This is a genomic window from Pseudomonas sp. TH41 (assembly GCF_016650695.1).
Taxonomy (GTDB): Bacteria; Pseudomonadota; Gammaproteobacteria; order Pseudomonadales; family Pseudomonadaceae; genus Aquipseudomonas.
In genome coordinates, this window is the sequence record NZ_JAEKFH010000005.1 from 165604 (window position 1) to 183012 (window position 17409).

Genomic DNA, 17409 nt, shown 5'->3' on the forward strand with positions numbered 1-17409 from the left:
CCGCCAAACCTCCAGATACTGCTACCGCCCTGCCCTAGCATGAGTCCCACTCAGACAAGTTGGAGTGAACGCAATGAGCTACAAACACCCGCTGCTGTTCAAAGCCCTGTGCTACGTCGACGGGCATTGGGTCCACAGTGACAGCGGTCGCAGCATCGCCGTGCATAACCCGGCGAACTTTGAATTGATTGGCCATGTGCCGATGCTCGATCAGCCGCAGATTGTCGCGGCCGTCGATGCCGCGCACCGGGCATTTGCAGGCTGGCGCGAATTGAGCCTGGATACGCGCGCCACGATTCTGCGGCGTTGGGCGGCGTTGATCCTTGAGCATCAGGAAGACCTCGCACGCATTCTCAGCCAGGAACAAGGCAAGTCACTGGCAGAATCCCGCGGCGAAATCGCCTACGCCGCCAGTTTCATTCCCTGGTTCGCCGAAGAAGCCCGGCGGCTTTATGGGCAGAACATTCCCAGCCATATCCCTGGCGCGCACCTGGGCACCGTCAAGGAGCCGGTCGGCGTTTGTGCCCTGCTGACGCCATGGAATTTCCCTTCGGCGATGATCACCCGCAAAGCGGCCGCCGCACTGGCTGCCGGTTGCACCGTGGTAATCAAGCCGGCCCACGAAACGCCTTATTCGGCGTTGGCCCTGGCTCAGTTGGCGGAAGAGGCAGGTTTCCCCGCCGGCGTGTTCAACGTGGTGTTGGGCGAACCGCAGATGGCCATGCAAACCCTGGCTCAAGACAGCCGCGTGCGTTCCGTCAGCTTCACCGGCTCGACCCGGGTCGGCAAGTTGGTGCTACAAGCGACGGCCCAGGACGTGAAGAAAGTGTCGCTGGAACTGGGCGGCAACGCGCCGTTTATTGTCTGCGCCGATGCCGATCTGGAGCTGGCGGTGAAAGTCGCGGTAGAGGCCAAGTTCCAGACCTCGGGCCAGGATTGCTGCGCGGCCAATCGGATCATGGTCGAACGCTCGATTTATCCGGCGTTCCTCAGCCGCTTTGCCGCCGCCGTGCGTGAGCTGCGGGTTGGCCCTGCGCTGATCGGCCAGCAAGAGCAACACGTCGACATCGGCCCGCTGATGCACCAGGCCGCCTTCGATGTGACCGCCGAGCGTGTGGCTGATGCGCTGAGGCTGGGCGCGCAACGTCTGGTGGGCGGTGAGGCTCACGCGTTGGGTGGATTGTTCTACCAGCCGACGGTGCTGGCCGATGTCACGCCGCAGATGCGCATCTATCGTGAAGAAAATTTCGCGCCCATCGCCGGGGTGATGCCGTTCGACACACTGGATCAGGCCATCGAAATGGCCAACGACACCGAATACGGTCTGGCCGCCTACGTTTGCTCCAACCGCCTCGACCTGATCTACCCACTGATTCGCCGCCTCGACCACGCCATGGTCGCGGTCAACGGCGTCAAGTTCACCGGCCACCCGATCCCGTTCGGTGGCATGAAAGCCTCGGGGCTGGGCCGCGAAGGCGGCACCGAGGGCTTCGAAGCCTTTGTCGAAACCAAATACTTTTGCCTGCACCATCAAGGCCAGTTTTAAGGAGATCCGCCATGAGCCAAGAACTCGAAACGCTGTTCGAACAAGACCGCGCGCACTTCATGCACCCCTCGACCCACGCCCATGACCACGCCAGCGGCGCGCTCAAGGGACGCATCATCAAGAGCGCATCGGGCATCCGCATTCGCGACCACGAGGGGCGCGAATTCATCGACGCCTTTGCCGGGCTGTACTGCGTGAACATCGGCTACGGCCGCACCGAAGTGGCCGACGCGATCTACAAGCAAGCCAAGGAACTGGCCTACTACCACACCTATGTCGGCCACTCGAGCGAGGCGATTATCGAGCTGTCGAGTCGCATCATGGACTGGGCGCCCGAGGGCATGAAAAAGGTCTATTACGGCCTGTCCGGTTCCGACGCCAACGAAACCCAGATCAAACTGGTGCGCTACTACAACAACGTGCTGGGCCATCCGCTGAAGAAGAAAATCATCTCCCGCGATCGCGGTTATCACGGCTCGGGCATCATGACCGGCAGCCTGACCGGGCTGCCGACTTTTCATCAGCATTTCGACTTGCCGGAGCAAGGCGTCAAACACACGGTTTGCCCGCACTGGTACCGCAAGGCACCGACCGGCATGGATGAAGCCACGTTTGTCCGCTACTGCGCCGAAGAACTGGAAAAAATGATCCTGGCCGAAGGCCCCGACACCGTGGCCGCATTCATCGGCGAACCGTTGATGGGCACCGGCGGCATCATCGTTCCGCCGGCCGGCTACTGGACGGCGATTCAAGCGGTACTGAACAAATACGACGTGTTGCTGATCGCCGACGAAGTGGTCTGCGCATTTGGTCGCCTGGGTTCGAAAATGGGCAGCCAGCGTTACGGCATGCGTCCGGACCTGATCACCACGGCCAAGGGCCTGACCAGCGCCTACGCGCCGTTGTCGGCGGTGATCGTCGGCGAGAAGGTCTGGGATGTGATCGAAAAAGCTTCGACCAGCGAAGGCGCCATGGGCCATGGCTGGACTTACTCGGGACATCCGATCTGTGCGGCGGCCGCACTGGCCAACCTCGACATCCTGGAACGGGAAAACCTCACCGCCAATGCCGAGCAGGTGGGTGGCTACCTCAACCGCCGCTTGCGCGAAACCCTGGAAGGCCACCCGCTGGTGGGTGAAGTGCGCGGAGACGGCATGCTCGCCGCCGTGGAGTTCATGGCCGACCGAGAGCAGCGCACCCCGTTTGACGCAGCCTTGAAGGTCGGCCCGCGGGTTTCGGCGGCGTGCCTGGAGCGCGGCATGATTGCCCGGGCCATGCCCCATGGCGATATTCTGGGCTTCGCGCCCCCGCTGATCCTGACCCAGGAGGACGCGGATCTGATCGTCGACATAACCCGCAGTGCGATTGATCAGGTGGCCAGTGAAGTGCTGGGCTGATGCTTAGTTAAGCGAATGCCGCCTCCTGTAGGAGCGAGCTTGCTCGCGATGGTCGTCAACGATAACGTGTTGATCCTGAATTAACGCGTCGCTCTCAAATCCATCGCGAGCAAGCTCGCTCCTACATGACCCATGAGCTTGCGGAGTCCGTTCACGATGCACAAGCTTGATCGTTATGACCTGAACATCCTGCGGATCCTCTCCGAGGACGGGCGTATCACCAAGTCGAACCTGGCCGAGGCCATCAACCTGTCGGTGACACCGACCTGGGAGCGAGTGCGCAAGCTGGAAAATGCGGGCCTGGTGAAGGGTTACCGTGCCTTGATCGACTGGAACCAGGTGTTCAAAAGCCAACAGTTGCTGGTGGAAATTACCCTGGCCCGGCACACGGCACCCGACATGCGCCGGTTCGAACAGCGCATGAGCTTAGCTGCCGAAGTGGAGTTCTGTTATGCCACTGGAGGCGGCGTGGATTACATTGCAATGATCCAGGCGCCGGACATTGATCAGTACCAGCGTTTTATTGACCAGTTACTCCTGGAAGACCTGGGAATCGAGCGCTACTTCACCTATATCGTCACCAAGACCATCAAGACCGGCGGGGCGCTGCCGCTCCAGGCGTTGAATGTTTTATCTCCCGCTGACTAATGCCAGGCGACAGGCCAACCCTACCCCCTGCGCAATTGATTAAGGCGCTTGGCTACCTGCAAGTTGCCGTTATCTGGTTTCTGAGCCTGGTCGCCGAAGGGCCGTGCAGCCGCCCCTCAGTCAGCGCGGCGCAACAGCGAGGAACTCGCCCGCACCTGCAACTGCGGCGCAAGGATGATCGACTCGGCGGCCTCGCCTTTGATGCGCTTGAGCAGCAACTCCACCGCATGCCGCCCCATCTGCGCCATCTGCAGGCGCACGCTGGTCAGTGGAACGATTAGTTCATTGGCTAGCGGGATGTCGTTGAAGCCGACGACGGCAATGTCCTTGCCCGGCTGCAACCCTTTGTCGCGGGCGGCGCCCATCAGGCCAATGGCAAGGAAGTCGTTGACCGCGAAAAACGCCTGTGGGCGTGGGTTGAGCCCCAACAGATACTCGCCTTGTTTGTGTCCGGTGTGGCTGTCAAAAGGACCATTCAGGATCCACTCCGGGCGCAGGGCGAAACCTTGCTCACGGTAATAGCGGATGAACCCGCGGGTACGATCAGCCCCGGTGGACGCATGCCGTTCACCCGCCAGGATCGCCACATCGCGACAGCCCAGCTGATACAAATGTTCGGCCGCCAACCAGCCACCCAATTCGTCGTCGCTGGCCGCCGTGAGGTGTCCTGCAATCTGCCGGCTGACCAGCACGTAGGGAATGTGCTTGCGTGCGAGCAGATCGAGTAGGGGCTGGGTTTCACCCACGTGCGAGTCACCCACGATCAGCCCGGCCACTGAGCGGCGCAAGGCGTGCTCGGCACGTGCCAGTTGGCGCGTCTGCAGGTCGTCGGTATTGGAGACGAAAGTGAGGTAGCCGGCCTCCTCGGCCGCGCTGTCGATGCTGTCATAAATGGTGGCCATCACCAGGTCGGTGAGGCGCGGCATGAGTACGCAGATTTCCTGACTTTTACGCAACTTCAGGTTGGATGCCTGCGTGTTCGGCCGATAATCCAGCTCCTTGGCCAGCGCGCGGATACGCGCCACTACCTGGGCCGACGCCGCTCGCTCGACCTCGGCCGGGTCGCCATTGAGCACCCGAGACACCGTGGAGACGTGCACCCCGAGTGCGGTCGCCATGGACTTCAGGGTGGCGGGGCGAGATTCATTCGGCATGTTTGAGAGTCTTCCAACCGTGCATTATTCAGCGCGCGATTCTACCTCAATCAGAACTTCTTCCCGGAAATAAACCTTTACCCAAACGATTGACTAAACCTTTTCCCGTATCTACATTTCGTTTACCCAAACGTTTGGGTAAACAATAAAAATACGCCGGACGCGGCCGACTTTTTGACTTCTGCCATTATTTTGAAGAGTCAGATCCCTATGAAGAGCGCAGCTATTCCGTCTTTCCGCTACCAGATTTTTTTCCTGATCATGCTGATGGCACTGCTCAACTACATTGACCGCGGCGCGATTGCCTATGCCTCGGCGAGCATTCTTCCGGAGTACGGTTTCGACAAGGCCGACTGGGGCAAAGTGCTGGGTTACTTCGGTTACGGCTACATCCTCGGGGCGTTGATCGGCGGCATCCTGGCCGACCACTTTGGCGCCAAGCGCATCTGGCTGATTGCGGGTGCCACCTGGTCGATTTTCGAGATCTCCACCGCGTTTGCCGGTGACCTCGGGCTGGCATTCATGGGAGGCTCGGCCATGGCCGGTTTCGCCACTATCCGCGTGCTGTTCGGCTTTGCCGAAGGCCCGGCCTACTCGGTGATCAACAAGAGCGTGGCCAATTGGGCCACGCCCAAGGAGCGCGGCTTCGTGGTCTCGGTTGGACTGCTCAGCACACCACTGGGCGCGCTGCTCACCGCTCCGGTAGCGGTAGGTCTGCAAACCCTGACTGGCGGCTGGCGCAGCATGTTCGTGGTGCTGGGCGTGGTCAGCCTGGCGCTGCTGATTTTCTTCATGACGCGCTTCACCAACACCCCCGATAAGAACCCGCGGGTGTCCAAGGCCGAGCTCGACTTCCTGCGACGGGAACGCGCAGCGGCAACCAATGCTTCAACCCCGACCACCAGCGTTGCGCCGGTATGGCATTTCTTCAAGAACAAGGACCTGATACTCAATGCGGTCGGTTACTTCTCGTTCGTGTACGTGACGTTCCTGCTGCTGACCTGGACCCCCAAATACCTGCAGGACGAGTTCCACTACAACCTGTCGTCGCTGTGGTACATGGGCATGATTCCGTGGACCGGCGCCTGCTTCACCGTGCTACTGGGCGGCAAGATCTCCGACCTGCTGTTGCGCCGCACCGGCGACCTGAAGGTGGCACGCAGCTGGCTGGCCGCGACCTGTCTGCTGTTGACCACGCTCTGTTTCATACTGGTATCGCAGGCCCAGACCGTGTGGGGCGTGATTGCCCTGATGACCCTGGCCAACGCCCTCAACGCGCTGCCCAACTCGGTTTACTGGGCCGTGGTGATCGACACCGCGCCGTCCAACCGGGTGGGTGCCTACAGCGGCATGACCCATTTCATCGCCAACACCGCTTCGTTCATCGCGCCAATGCTGACCGGCTACCTGACCGTGCGCTATGGCTACTCGTCGATGTTCGTGGCAGCGGCGGTAGCCACTGCACTCGGCATGAGCGCGATGCTGATGGTGCGTCCCGGCAGTCGGCAAACCAGCCCTTCCCCTTTACCCGCAGCCGTTTGATGGAGTTGTTTGTATGAGCCTGGCGAAGCCTACTCACGTTGGATCTTTTTTTGGTCAATCAGTCATAGCGCTGGCCGAGCGCCTGCGCGCGGGAAGCCTGACGAGCGTCGAGCTGACCCAAGCAGCCCTGGACAGCATCGAGCGTCTGAATCCGACCTTGAACGCCTTCGTTCATGTCGATGCACCCGTGGCACTGGCCCAGGCGCGCAAGGCCGACGAGCTGTTTGCTCAGGGCCTGGACCTGGGCCCGCTGCACGGCATACCGGTGGCAGTCAAAGACAATATCGACACGTTCGACCACGTCACCACCTACGGTTCGGCGCATTTCGCAGGCTTCAAGCCGAGCCGCGATGCGCTGTGCGTGCAGCGCCTGCGCGAGGCGGGTGCGGTCATTGTCGGCAAGACCCTGACCCACGAATTCGCCTACGGCCCGACCGGCGACCGTTCGCTGCAGGGCGCGGCACGTAACCCCTGGGATGCCAGCTGCATCACTGGCGGCTCCAGCGCCGGCAGCGCCGCTGCGGTGGCCAGCGGCATGGTGCCGCTGGCGCTGGGCACCGACACCGGCGGATCGATCCGTATTCCGGCGGCGTTGTGCGGAGTGGTCGGCTTCAAGCCATCGTTTGCCAGCGTGCCGCTGGAGGGGGTGTTCCCGCTGTCGTCGAGCCTCGACCACGTGGGCCCGATCGCCAACCACGTCGAGGATGCGCGACTACTGTTCGAAGTGGTGGCTGGGCGAGTTTGTGCGTCGGTGGCCAACCCTCGACCATTGCGGGTTGGCTGGATCACCACCGGGACCTTCGGCCCGGTCGACGCCGAGCTGGATCGGCAGGTATACCAGGCGGCGCAGCAGCTGTTTGGCGAGGCGCTGCAGGATACTGCTGAACTGGAGCCGCTGGCGGCCGGAATGAAAGACACCTTGCTGGTGCTGCAACGCGCCGAGGCGTTCGATGTGCATGCCGAGCGCATGCAGGATGCACCGCACAAGTTCGAGCAGGAGGTGCGCGAGCGCCTCGAGTTGTCGCGTGAAGTCAGGGGCTGGCATTACATCCGCGCGCAGGCCAACCAGGTACGGTTCAAGGCGGCGATGGCGCGCTTGTTCGAGCACTATGACTTCTTGGTCTCGCCCAGCGTGCCGATTACCGCGACAGCAGTCGATGCGCGCGAGGTCCGGGTTGGTGAGCGGGACATCGATGCGCGCGCCGCGCTGCTCAGCCATACCAGTGCCTGGAACCTCACCGGGTTGCCTGCGATCAGTCTGCCGGTGGGGCTGGTAAGGGGGATGCCGGTGGGGCTGCAGGTGATTGGCGCCGCGGGAGAGGATGACCGTTTGTTGCGGGTTATGGCGCAGCGATTCGTACGGGACTAGCGGGCCGGCAGCGACACATACTCTGTAGCAGCAGGCTTCGCCAGCTGCTACACGGATCGCGTTTTGGCTTAACTGATCGGTATGTCACGGATCAGGCGCACAGCGCCAACCACCCGCTGGAATGAATGTGCCGAGTGAAGATATGACGGCTTCATTGGCGAAAATATCCGGGGCAAACGGGTCCACCGATGATGGCAGCAGGCATTGACCCGTTTTGGCGGGGAGCGTTGAGCACTCGATTTTCCATGGGGTTTCTCCGGCGTGATGCCGGCCAAAAGACAGTTCGCAGGCAAACAGGGAAGCAGGGTTTATCGAGCTTTCGGGTTGGCTGAAATTTTCGCGCAAATGAGCGCCCGGTGTCAGCGGTGTGGGACGGCTGGCGGCGAACAGAAAATAGTCCCCGGCCAATAGCAGACAGCCCTGACGCGATGGATCATCCATCGCTTGCAACCATTGGCCACGACAAGCGCCGAGGGAGTCAGGCAAGCGTTCCCATATTTCGTAGTAGCTTTCGTCCAGAGCGGTTTCGATCAGGCACTCACTGGTTTCAAAGTCCATGCGACCAATGTCTTCAGCGCCACTGACCGGCTGATAGTCCATTTTGCGATGCCATTGGCAAATGTCGGCGTCTATCTGGGTCACCCCGGCGAAACCTTTCTGTTCACACAACGCCAGATGTTGAGAGTGGCTGAGTTCTTCGAGCGCCAGACTTGGGAGTGGATTGGAGGGAATTCGCAGGTCGGCAAACAGTCGTGGTGTCTGTAGCCAATACACGGCCGTTTCGCTGTCCGAACGCCCTGAGCGGTGCTGGATCAAACGCCGCTTCCATACGCCAAGATAACCTTGCGCAACTTGATGCATTGATATTCCCTTTGTTATGCGTTGCGTTTGGGCAGCCAGGGCAGCAGATACAGTCCCAGACAGGCGCGCGCAGTGATCTGCCCGTACCGTTCCACTGAGCGGGCGTAGACGCGGTCGCCCAGCTCCAATAGCCAAGGCAAAAACGTCGATATCTTTAGGCAGTACCGGCAGTCCGAAAGGGTGATCGTACAATTTGTGCATCAGGTCGCCAAGCTCGATGTCGTGCTGACGGTCAGCCTGGGGTGACTTCGGTCAGGCCGTGCCGGGCGAGGATCAATTGGCGGGAGTCCCGGCTAGACATAGCTATTTCGTGACGACTTCAGGATCGCAAAGACGCCGCTAGCGAAAGCAGTCCTTCGCGACGGGTAGCAGCCGGCTAGAAGCCGACATACCAGGTCCTCTCGCTCCACCCCCTCGCAATTGAAGCCTCTCTTTCCTGCCAGGGGCTGTAGATGATCTCTACTTCCGACGACCTTGCATAGGTATAGGGGGTATGCCTATCATGCGTGACGCATAGGTAGGGGGGGTATCCCATGGGTCATATCGCAGCAAACAAAGACGATCTTCTCAAACGCGTAAAACGTATCGCCGGACAAATCCAAGCCGTTGAACGGGCATTGGAGTCGGATCTCGATTGTGCCAAAACACTGCACCTTGTTGCCGCCACTCGCGGAGCCATCAACGGCTTGATGGAGGAAATCATCGAGGACCACGCGCGGGAGCATGTCGCGAACCCTGCGCTCAGCGAAGAAGAGCGTAGCAAGGGCGTAGAAGAGCTTCTTGAAGCCATTCGCCGTTACTCCAAGTGAACGCATCCAGGTACACACTCATGAGCAGCACCAACATCAACCACACACACGACCACGTGTTCCTTGGCTCAGCGCACGACGAAAATGCCAAGCGTACGCTTTGGGTTGTGGCACTGACCGTTGTGATGATGGTTGGCGAGATCACCGCCGGCTATATCACGGGCTCGATGGCGTTACTGGCCGATGGCTTTCACATGGCAACCCATGCCGGTGCATTGGGCATCGCGGCGGCCGCTTACGGATATGCAAAACGCCACGCTTCCAGTCAGCGCTACAGTTTCGGTACCGGAAAGGTTGGAGACTTGGGTGGGTTCGCCTCGGCGCTGATTCTCGGTATGGTCTCCCTGGGAATTGGCGTTGAGTCTGTCATGCGCCTCTTGCAGCCAACAGAAGTTCAGTTCGGCACCGCTACGCTCATCGCGATTGCCGGTTTGATCGTCAACATTGTCAGTGCGCTCCTGCTGGGCCACGGGCACAGTCATGGGCACGATCATGATGATCATGGCCATGCCCACCACGGGAATGACAACAACCTGAAATCAGCCTACGTCCACGTCATCGCGGATGCGCTGACTTCGGTTCTGGCCATTGCTGCACTGCTCGCCGGCCGGTATCTCGGTTGGGTATGGCTGGACCCGCTCATGGGCATCGTCGGCGCCATCGTTATCGCGCGTTGGGCATGGACCTTGATGGGGGCCACGGCAGGTGTACTGCTGGATCAGACAGATGCGCACGTTGCCGAGGAAATCCGCGAACTGGTTGAGAAACCGGGGGATGCCACCATCACGGACTTGCACGTCTGGCGGGTTGGACCGCAAGCGCATGCGGCCATCGTCAGCGTCCTTGGTGAGGTCACTGCAAACGCCGACAGCATTCGTGAACGTCTCAAACCGGTTCATGAAGTCAGCCATCTGACGGTCGAGTTTCGGCCTGTCTGATTCACCGCCTCCCTTCCATTGTCTCCAAAGGAACCCGCAATGCCCCTAGGGAAACGCGAACTGGCGCGGATCGAACGCCGGTTGATTACCACGCTCACCGAAGCGTGCGAAACAGCAAAAGGTGAAATCAAAGGCTTTACCTGGCTCACCCACACCGCTGACCTGAACGCGTTGGCTGAAACCCTGAAGGTCATCTGGGTATTCGAAACCCTGGCTGACAAAAAGCTCGCCCTCGTTGACGCGAAGGCGCGCATCGTTGAGCTGACGGCCATCGCGTTGAATGAAGCCAACATCGATCTGCCTCCTTCAGACCACAGGGTCCGCTTCGACTCTGATGAAGAGTGCCAACGCACTCACGGTAGCGACTGGAAAAATCGCCTGACTCCATCACGTGTGGCCAAAGGTGACTGACAATGGCTAAGGAAATCGAAAATCCCTGCATCTCAGTTTGCCAGTTGAGTGGTGATCTGTGTGTGAGTTGCGGGCGAAGCAAGGAAGACATCAGAAAGTGGAAACGCATGAAGCGGCCTGAAAAAATGGCCGCGGTGCAAAGGGCGAATGTTCGCTTGAAAGGGCTGAAGAAAGCACACGGATAGTCACGTGCACCGGATGACCGCTTCACGCCCTGAGGAAGTCAGTCAACCTAAATCGAGGTTCTTCAGGAGCGGTGAACCGCGCTTCCTCAAGGCATTCAAATAGGTGGTTTCATCGTAGAGCGTCCTGGTCTGCCAGCACCGATATAGAATCCGAATCCACTTAAACGCGAGTGCGCGTACAGCAGCTTGATAGGTGCTCCCTTTGGCGCGTTGCTGCCGGTAGAAAGCTCCAGCCCAAAAAGGATTTATTGATGGTTTGTCCCGCCAGTTCTCCCCCGCCTCGAAATCGACCGGCACGAAGCGCAGCCAGTCCGGTACGGCGACACATCTCGCTTGCCGTTCATGACTTCAATCCTGTTTGTTCACCGTCCCTCAGGCCGCCGCGCCCACGCCTACCCCCTTCTCCCCCGTCGGAACATCATGCAGGGAAATCCTTGAAGTCTCCGGCAATGCCAAACCACCGGCCAGCGCGAGCAAGGCAACTGCAATCAGATAGAACGCCGGCGACAGGTTGCTGCCGGTGGTGCTGATCAGCCATGTCGCCACCAGCGGTGCGGTGCCACCGAAGATGGTATAGGCCATGTTGTAGGTAATCGCCGAGGCGGTATAGCGAGTACGGGTGGGGAAGGTTTCCGAGAGCAAGGCCGCGGTGACCACACCACACAACACCGCGCCAATCGCCAAGAGCATAACGCCAACGATGGACGCTGCGAACACGCCGGAACTGGCCATCAGAAACGACGGATACACCGCCACAATCAACAGGGCGCAAGCCGTCATCATCGTCACCCGACGGCCTACCCTGTCCGAGAAGAGCCCGGCCAGCGGGCACATCGCCGCGGCGAAGAGCAATGCAATCAGCGACACCAGCAACGCCGTTGCACGACTCAGACCGCCCGCGACTTGCAGGTATGTCGCAAAGTAGGTAGTGAACATATAGAACGACAGCGCCGTCAGCGATACAAAGGCACCCAGGCAGCAGATAGCCGCGCCATGCTTGCGTAATGTTTCCTTGAGCGGGGAATGAGCAACCGCATGTTCCTGACTCACGGCCTGGAAAGCCGGGGTCTCATCCAGCTTCCAGCGCATGTAAAGACCAATCAGGCCCAGCGGCGCGGCGATCAGGAACGGCAGGCGCCAACCCCAGCTACCCATGGCTTCGGCCGATAATGACGCCTCGAGGGTGTAGGCCACCACAGCGGCTGCGGCGAAGGCGGAAAATGTCGACACCGGAATGAAGCTGCCATACCAAGCCCTTTTATCGTTGGGTGCATGCTCCATCAGGTAGGCACAGGCACCTGCGTATTCGCCTCCAGCGGAAAAGCCTTGGGCGCAACGGATCAGGGTCAGCAGAATCGGCGCCATGACCCCGATCGCGGCATAAGTGGGCAGCAAACCGATCAAGGTCGTGGCACTGGCCATCAGCAGGATTGTCATCGCAAGGGTTCGCTTACGGCCGATCCTGTCCCCCAGCATGCCGAAGAAAATTCCGCCAAGGGGCCGAAACGCAAACGCGACGGCGAACACTGCAAAGGTCTTGAGCAACGCGGCACTGGCGTCGCCGCTGGGGAAAAATTGCTGGGCGATGGTCGTGGCCAGAAAGCCATAGACCGCAAAGTCGAACCACTCGACGAAATTGCCGATGGCGGCGGCGACAATCACTTTTCTCAGCGTTTTCGGGCTGACCTGCTCTGTAGCTGCGCTTGTCATGCTGAACCTCGACATTTCATCCATAAGCGTTCGATTATCGGGGCAGCCACTGAAACGGTTCACTTCAAAAGTGTCATCCGTATAGTCAGTACCGACTCATAGCTATTGGATTTAGCATGATTTCTGCCATCGACGTGGGATATCCGCTTTTGACCGAGACCTGCAATCACTGAGGTGTATGAAAAAGGCCGCTGACAGTGATGTCAGCGGCTTCTTGTCAGGACACTGGAGTTCGGTCTCGGAAACACCCAAAACCCAATGTGGGAGCGAGCCTGCTCGCGATGGACGTTAATGATAACGCGTGTTTACCGGATAAACGCGTCGCATCGAAGTCCATCGCGAGCAAGCTCGCTCCTACAATTTGCTCCGCGCTGGGTGCTTTTTTTTATGGAACTTACCAGCGACCGTCGCCACGGCCATGGGAGAACCCGTGATCGAAGCCCCTGTGGTAGCCACCGTCGTAGTAGCCGCGGGGTGGCGCTGGCTCGAACCGGCGGTATTCAATCCGCGGAGCCACCGGTACATAGGCCACCCGTTGGTATTGCGCCGGGTAACGAGGCTGTGGTTCGTAGCCCTGGTATTGTGGGCGGTAGTGGTGTTCATGGCCCGAGCCGGCGATGACGGTGGCCAATATCGCCCCCACTGCCGCCCCGGCGATGACTGGCACTATCACATCTCGCTCGTTAGCGGATGCCGCACCCGCGGCGACCAGGCAACCGGACAGGATCAAGGCTTGAGTCATCTTTGAAAACATGGTGTCTCCTCTGGCGATTGGTGTGGATTCGCCATAGACGTATGAAACACCCATTTCGTGTAAGCGGAGGTCTAGGCTCAGTAAAGGTTGAGTAAAGCGATGGCAGGGAGTGCCACGCTTTACCCGAGGGCGTAGCCACTCAGCCACGCGGGGGGGGCGATCGACGGTGGGCTAACGCCGGGGGTCGTCAGCGGACGAACCAAAGTGACACTAAACATATGGATCTGACCCCGATGTCTCTTATTGGCAATAACCTGTGCGCGTTGTATTAGCGAAGCGAACTGTGACCTGAGCTTTCGCATGCCTACTTAAAGTCTGCAGGATTCCTCGCCGCCGCCCTTCGCGATCGGGCTATGATCAAGCTATATGAACCGGACTCCCTGACCTATGCCCGTTGACCTGCAAGAGCTCTACCCCAAACTGATCCATCTGATGCTGGACACGGTCTTCGTGGTTGATAGGGACAACCAGATTGTATTTGTGAGTGATGCCTGTGGGGCACTGCTCGGTTACCGTGCCGACGAGCTGACCGGCACCCCGATCACCGACTATATGCATCCTGACGACCTGGCGGTCACACGAGCCTCCATTATCCGGGTCATGAATGGTCAACCCCACTTCGATTTCCGCAACCGATACATCCGCAAGGACGGAGGTATCGTACACATCCTGTGGGCTGCGTCCTGGTCCGAGGAGGTGGGTGCGCGGATCGGTGTCGCCCGGGACGTGACGGCCCTCAGCCAGGCCGAGGAGGAATTACGTTTCCTCGCCCATCATGATCCGCTGACAAAACTGACCAACCGGTCGCTTTTCAATGATCGGCTGGACTCGGCCCTGCGAGCGGCACACCGCCACAAGAGCACCCTGGCTTTGCTGTTTCTGGATATCAATGACTTCAAGGGTATCAATGATGTCCAGGGACATGCAGTGGGCGATCGTGTGCTCTGTATGATTGCTCGACGGCTGGAAGGCTGCGTACGTGAGACGGACACGGTGGCCCGGATAGGCGGTGATGAATTCACCGTTCTGTTGACGGATTTCCAGTCGGAGGTCGCCGTATCCGAGAAGATGGCGCAGATTCTCGCGGTCATGGCCGAGCCCCTGGGCGCTGAATTTGGCGGGCTCAAAATGCCGTCCTGCAGTATCGGCGTGGCCTTTTATCCCGCAGACGGAGAGGATGCCGATACGCTGCTCAGCCATGCGGACGACGATATGTACCGGATCAAAAGGCAACGTTCTGCAGCGGGGTGACGAGCCTGCAGGGTACCCTCGGCCAAGATAAGAAGATCAGCTTTCAGAGGAAATGATTGAGTCGTGACTGGATTCAGCAGCCAGTTTCAATCGGTCAGCCTTACTAATGTATTTAGACTTGCTTGGCGGTGCCAATTTGGCACTCGCCTTTTTGGCGTGAGCCTTTAATAGCTGCTTTATTTTTTTACGACGATTCATATTTCCCACTCAGCTTGTAAATTCTTGAATGACATCCGCTTAAATATTAAACCAGATCCCTGTGGCGCGAAATTGCACTCCACTTGACCACCCGTTTGCATTCGACCTGACCAGTCATTTGCATTCGTTCTGACCACCGACTGCATCGGATTTTACCAGCACGCTTTGTAACCATGATCGGCAGTGAACGGCTAAAAGCGGCCTTACGCGTCCATATTCATGCCGTTTTGCACGTCAACCAGGCGCCCCAGAAAAGGCTGCTGAAGAAACGGGTAGCGTTCCCGAATCCTGTATCATTCAGCAGCTTGTGAACCGCTGCCTCGGAATGTGGAGGGTCTGCACCTTGAAGGATTTTCCCAAGCTTGACCTTCACTTCGTCCGGGCTGGCTCCATGCTGCCGCCACCTTTGCCCCCAGGCAGCGAGGAGTAACGGCTGGTTGGCATACGCATATTGATTCCCCGCGACAATCAGCGGCGCGCCCGGCTTCAGATGAGCCCAAATGGATCGTAATATTTTTTGCTTGGCATCATCCCCATCGAGATGATGGAGTACACCGATCAAGGTGGCTGCGTCGTATGACTCGTCTGCTGCCAGGTCTTCAACATGCCCAAGATGCATGGCCGTTCTTCCGAGCAATTTGTTTGCGTCTAACTGCTGCTTCGCTGCCTCCAGCATTGGCCCGGATGGATCAACGGCAGTGAAGCGCCAACCCGGCTCAAGCGTGGCCATAGCAATGATCTCCTGCGCCGTACCGCCAGCGCCCACCACAAGTATCTTTGCCGAGCCCATATTGCCAAGGCTTGCCGCCAGCATGCACGCCGCCAAGTCTTGGCAGGCATCGTATCCTGCTAGTGCGATGCGGCTCTGTCGGCCGTACTCATTGGCCCGTGAGGTATCAAATTTTTCAGCTGAGTTGAGAGGGGATGATTTCAAGGCGGTTCTCCATGTCCTCAAATCAAGCTACGCCACTCACAGAAATAATAAAAATTCATTAATTTTATTTACTGCATTCCTTCAAGGAATGCGGGGCTCAAACCATGTTGCCTCTCTCAGACTGGTTCCGCCTTGTAACGACAGTCAGCCTGGGTCGATAGCTGCCTTCCCTAAAGGGCAGCCAAAAGCCGTCACGCAGATGTATCCCTGAAACTGTTGGTTACTCAATTCGCTCCGCCTTTGTTACAAGCAAAAGGCAGGAATTACGCCTGATTAATCTAGAAATGCGACACCAGCATTGAGCGTAAACCCTGGCTGATATAGAACACCTTGGCAGCATTCGCCGCAGTTGCTCAATCCACGTTCTAAGGACTCGAATGTGAAAATAAAAACAAACAAAATCCTAGTCTCCTCCTTCCTCTCTCTGCTGATGCTTCATGGGGCTCCCACCTTTGCCGAGGAAGTCGCTAGCCCCCCTTCCAATCTTTTAACGGCCGCCGTCGCCTGGAAGCAAACAGCAGCCGAGTTTGAGGCGCTTTATTATCAAGGGTTCAACGTAGCAAGAATGCAACTGGATCGAGCCCTCCAAGCTCACAAAGCCGGTGATCGACCTTTAGCTATCATCAGCGATGTCGACGACACCGTTCTGAATAGCAATAGCTACTGGGGCTACATGATCAATGCCAATAAAGAGTTTTTCGACGACACTGCGTGGGATAAATGGGTGGCTGAGAATGGCCCGGTTGCAACGCCTGGCGCGGTGGATTTCTTGAGCTATGCGCAATCGAAGGGTGTTGAGGTTTTTTACGTCACCAGTCGTGACCAAGGCGAAAAAACCTTTGAATACGCCCTAGCGAATCTTCGAAAAAACAATCTACCGTTTGCCGACGAGAAACACCTGACGGTTTATCGTGAAAGCTCCAACAAGGAGCCGCGTCAATCAGAGATCGCCAAGGATTACGATGTGGTGGTGATGCTTGGTGACAACCTCAACGACTTTAAGCGCAAGTATTACGTCGCTGACGTTAAACAACGCAATAGCCTTATGACCGAAGACAAGGAGCAGTTCGGCCGCAAGTTTATTATCTTTCCGAACCCTACCGATGGCCACTGGCTCAAAGCGATTTTTGGCGACTCAGAACCACCGGCCACGCCGGAAAACCGTGTTAAGTTCAAGGCGGCTGCTAGCTCAACAGCCTGGCAGCTTAAGCAATAATAGGGCTGGGTCTGACAGCAGGTTTGAGGAGGCGGCAAGCATCGTGGCGCCCCCTTAATCAGCCAGGCCAAGATGGGTTTTCTCGCTTTTTCTTGGTCGTATTCGGCCCAAATTTCCCGATAGAACGCGACACGTTTTCAGCATCGTAAAACGTGTCGCGACATCTGCCACTCGTTGCGTGCTACCTACTTCCCGCCAGCTTTGATATTGCTTGGTGTAGAGCTATGCGAAGTCGAACATTTCCCTATGCGCAGCAAGGTAGGGCAAATGCTTCGGATTGAGCTTGCGTAGCTTCATGGATTTCGACAGGCCAAACTCTGGAGGCAACTTCTTGGCTATGCCGGACAGCAGAATTGAGCCATCGTCTTTGAATGAGATCAGGCCTCGGCCAAACAGTCGATCGTAGTGTGGCGCCAATAGCAGGCCGTTAAATGGATCGAGCTTGGCAGAAACCGTATCGCCCACAAAAAACCCGCTGACCGTCAC

Annotated in this window: 18 protein-coding genes and 2 pseudogenes; 11 read left to right on the plus strand and 9 right to left on the minus strand. The window is 58.4% G+C overall.

Annotated elements, in window-relative coordinates:
* The first annotated feature begins 73 nt into the window (after positions 1 to 73).
* From JFU37_RS19240 to JFU37_RS19250, 3 genes are all read left to right on the plus strand, one after another.
* Complete coding sequence (locus JFU37_RS19240) at positions 74 to 1546, plus strand: NAD-dependent succinate-semialdehyde dehydrogenase (protein ID WP_201117443.1); 1473 nt, start codon at positions 74 to 76, stop codon at positions 1544 to 1546.
* Between the two features lie 11 nt (positions 1547 to 1557).
* Positions 1558 to 2943 (plus strand): aspartate aminotransferase family protein, encoded by a 1386-nt coding sequence (locus JFU37_RS19245; protein ID WP_201117444.1) that lies wholly within the window; start codon positions 1558 to 1560, stop codon positions 2941 to 2943.
* 156 nt (positions 2944 to 3099) lie between these two features.
* Entirely contained in the window at positions 3100 to 3591 is a 492-nt protein-coding gene (locus JFU37_RS19250) for an Lrp/AsnC family transcriptional regulator (RefSeq protein WP_201117445.1), read from the plus strand.
* 116 nt (positions 3592 to 3707) lie between these two features.
* Here the strand turns inward: JFU37_RS19250 and JFU37_RS19255 are convergent, their stop codons facing one another.
* Positions 3708 to 4745, minus strand: a complete 1038-nt coding sequence (locus JFU37_RS19255; protein ID WP_201117446.1) for a LacI family DNA-binding transcriptional regulator — start codon at positions 4743 to 4745, stop codon at positions 3708 to 3710.
* Positions 4746 to 4955: 210 nt separating this feature from the next.
* On the opposite strand from JFU37_RS19255, the gene JFU37_RS19260 reads away from it, so the two are divergent.
* Both JFU37_RS19260 and JFU37_RS19265 read left to right on the plus strand, forming a co-directional pair.
* A complete protein-coding gene (locus JFU37_RS19260) occupies positions 4956 to 6287 on the plus strand; it encodes an MFS transporter (RefSeq protein WP_201117447.1) in 1332 nt (443 codons plus the stop codon).
* Positions 6288 to 6300: 13 nt separating this feature from the next.
* Positions 6301 to 7656: an amidase gene (locus JFU37_RS19265; RefSeq protein ID WP_201117448.1), complete on the plus strand. Its 1356-nt coding sequence runs from the start codon at positions 6301 to 6303 to the stop codon at positions 7654 to 7656.
* A gap of 84 nt (positions 7657 to 7740) precedes the next feature.
* On the opposite strand, the gene JFU37_RS19270 is transcribed toward JFU37_RS19265, so the two are convergent.
* Complete coding sequence (locus JFU37_RS19270; RefSeq protein WP_201117449.1) at positions 7741 to 8517, minus strand: hypothetical protein; 777 nt, start codon at positions 8515 to 8517, stop codon at positions 7741 to 7743.
* A 14-nt stretch (positions 8518 to 8531) separates the two neighbouring features.
* Positions 8532 to 8803: pseudogene (locus tag JFU37_RS30740) on the minus strand (TetR/AcrR family transcriptional regulator); the annotation flags it as partial.
* 247 nt (positions 8804 to 9050) lie between these two features.
* Here JFU37_RS30740 and JFU37_RS19275 point away from each other — a divergent pair.
* The 4 genes from JFU37_RS19275 to JFU37_RS19290 are packed head-to-tail and all read left to right on the plus strand — an operon-like array spanning position 9051 to position 10860.
* Positions 9051 to 9326: a metal/formaldehyde-sensitive transcriptional repressor gene (locus JFU37_RS19275; RefSeq protein WP_201117457.1), complete on the plus strand. Its 276-nt coding sequence runs from the start codon at positions 9051 to 9053 to the stop codon at positions 9324 to 9326.
* A 20-nt stretch (positions 9327 to 9346) separates the two neighbouring features.
* A complete protein-coding gene (gene dmeF, locus JFU37_RS19280) occupies positions 9347 to 10264 on the plus strand; it encodes a CDF family Co(II)/Ni(II) efflux transporter DmeF (RefSeq protein ID WP_201117467.1) in 918 nt (305 codons plus the stop codon).
* A gap of 39 nt (positions 10265 to 10303) precedes the next feature.
* A complete protein-coding gene (locus JFU37_RS19285) occupies positions 10304 to 10675 on the plus strand; it encodes a hypothetical protein (RefSeq protein ID WP_201117469.1) in 372 nt (123 codons plus the stop codon).
* A 2-nt stretch (positions 10676 to 10677) separates the two neighbouring features.
* Positions 10678 to 10860 carry a DUF1289 domain-containing protein gene (locus JFU37_RS19290; RefSeq protein ID WP_050683282.1) on the plus strand — a complete coding sequence of 61 codons (183 nt, stop codon included), beginning with the start codon at positions 10678 to 10680 and terminating at the stop codon, positions 10858 to 10860.
* 42 nt (positions 10861 to 10902) lie between these two features.
* Here the strand turns inward: JFU37_RS19290 and JFU37_RS30745 are convergent.
* The 3 genes and pseudogenes from JFU37_RS30745 to JFU37_RS19300 form a co-directional block, all read right to left on the minus strand.
* Positions 10903 to 11100 (minus strand): annotated as a pseudogene (locus tag JFU37_RS30745) (IS110 family transposase); the annotation flags it as partial.
* Between the two features lie 132 nt (positions 11101 to 11232).
* Entirely contained in the window at positions 11233 to 12570 is a 1338-nt protein-coding gene (locus tag JFU37_RS19295; RefSeq protein WP_201117471.1) for an MFS transporter, read from the minus strand.
* 394 nt (positions 12571 to 12964) lie between these two features.
* Positions 12965 to 13324, minus strand: a complete 360-nt coding sequence (locus JFU37_RS19300; RefSeq protein ID WP_201117473.1) for a hypothetical protein — start codon at positions 13322 to 13324, stop codon at positions 12965 to 12967.
* Between the two features lie 387 nt (positions 13325 to 13711).
* On the opposite strand from JFU37_RS19300, the gene JFU37_RS19305 reads away from it, so the two are divergent.
* On the plus strand, positions 13712 to 14575 hold the full coding sequence (locus JFU37_RS19305) for a sensor domain-containing diguanylate cyclase (RefSeq protein WP_201117476.1): 864 nt from the start codon (positions 13712 to 13714) through the stop codon (positions 14573 to 14575).
* Between the two features lie 36 nt (positions 14576 to 14611).
* On the opposite strand, the gene JFU37_RS19310 is transcribed toward JFU37_RS19305, so the two are convergent.
* Positions 14612 to 14773 carry a DUF2986 domain-containing protein gene (locus tag JFU37_RS19310; RefSeq protein ID WP_081729292.1) on the minus strand — a complete coding sequence of 54 codons (162 nt, stop codon included), beginning with the start codon at positions 14771 to 14773 and terminating at the stop codon, positions 14612 to 14614.
* A 217-nt stretch (positions 14774 to 14990) separates the two neighbouring features.
* Positions 14991 to 15707, minus strand: a complete 717-nt coding sequence (locus tag JFU37_RS19315; protein WP_201117478.1) for a class I SAM-dependent methyltransferase — start codon at positions 15705 to 15707, stop codon at positions 14991 to 14993.
* 430 nt (positions 15708 to 16137) lie between these two features.
* Between JFU37_RS19315 and JFU37_RS19320 the strand changes: the two genes are divergently transcribed.
* The gene (locus JFU37_RS19320; protein ID WP_207201694.1) at positions 16138 to 16923 is read left to right on the plus strand and encodes a 5'-nucleotidase, lipoprotein e(P4) family; all 786 of its coding nucleotides are present in this window, start codon (positions 16138 to 16140) and stop codon (positions 16921 to 16923) included.
* Positions 16924 to 17145: 222 nt separating this feature from the next.
* Here JFU37_RS19320 and JFU37_RS19325 read toward each other — a convergent pair whose 3' ends face one another.
* Positions 17146 to 17388: an HNH endonuclease gene (locus JFU37_RS19325; RefSeq protein ID WP_201117488.1), complete on the minus strand. Its 243-nt coding sequence runs from the start codon at positions 17386 to 17388 to the stop codon at positions 17146 to 17148.
* Positions 17389 to 17409: the final 21 nt, after the last annotated feature.

Bases quoted from the DNA above. Each gene is read 5' to 3' on its own strand.
- JFU37_RS19240 (WP_201117443.1), top strand. From the start codon at position 74: ATGAGCTACAAACACCCGCTGCTGTTCAAAGCCCTGTGCTACGTCGAC.
- JFU37_RS19245 (WP_201117444.1), top strand. From the start codon at position 1,558: ATGAGCCAAGAACTCGAAACGCTGTTCGAACAAGACCGCGCGCACTTC.
- JFU37_RS19250 (WP_201117445.1), top strand. From the start codon at position 3,100: ATGCACAAGCTTGATCGTTATGACCTGAACATCCTGCGGATCCTCTCC.
- JFU37_RS19255 (WP_201117446.1), bottom strand. From the start codon at position 4,745: ATGCCGAATGAATCTCGCCCCGCCACCCTGAAGTCCATGGCGACCGCA.
- JFU37_RS19260 (WP_201117447.1), top strand. From the start codon at position 4,956: ATGAAGAGCGCAGCTATTCCGTCTTTCCGCTACCAGATTTTTTTCCTG.
- JFU37_RS19265 (WP_201117448.1), top strand. From the start codon at position 6,301: ATGAGCCTGGCGAAGCCTACTCACGTTGGATCTTTTTTTGGTCAATCA.
- JFU37_RS19270 (WP_201117449.1), bottom strand. From the start codon at position 8,517: ATGCATCAAGTTGCGCAAGGTTATCTTGGCGTATGGAAGCGGCGTTTG.
- JFU37_RS19275 (WP_201117457.1), top strand. From the start codon at position 9,051: ATGGGTCATATCGCAGCAAACAAAGACGATCTTCTCAAACGCGTAAAA.
- dmeF (WP_201117467.1), top strand. From the start codon at position 9,347: ATGAGCAGCACCAACATCAACCACACACACGACCACGTGTTCCTTGGC.
- JFU37_RS19285 (WP_201117469.1), top strand. From the start codon at position 10,304: ATGCCCCTAGGGAAACGCGAACTGGCGCGGATCGAACGCCGGTTGATT.
- JFU37_RS19290 (WP_050683282.1), top strand. From the start codon at position 10,678: ATGGCTAAGGAAATCGAAAATCCCTGCATCTCAGTTTGCCAGTTGAGT.
- JFU37_RS19295 (WP_201117471.1), bottom strand. From the start codon at position 12,570: ATGACAAGCGCAGCTACAGAGCAGGTCAGCCCGAAAACGCTGAGAAAA.
- JFU37_RS19300 (WP_201117473.1), bottom strand. From the start codon at position 13,324: ATGTTTTCAAAGATGACTCAAGCCTTGATCCTGTCCGGTTGCCTGGTC.
- JFU37_RS19305 (WP_201117476.1), top strand. From the start codon at position 13,712: ATGCCCGTTGACCTGCAAGAGCTCTACCCCAAACTGATCCATCTGATG.
- JFU37_RS19310 (WP_081729292.1), bottom strand. From the start codon at position 14,773: ATGAATCGTCGTAAAAAAATAAAGCAGCTATTAAAGGCTCACGCCAAA.
- JFU37_RS19320 (WP_207201694.1), top strand. From the start codon at position 16,138: ATGCTTCATGGGGCTCCCACCTTTGCCGAGGAAGTCGCTAGCCCCCCT.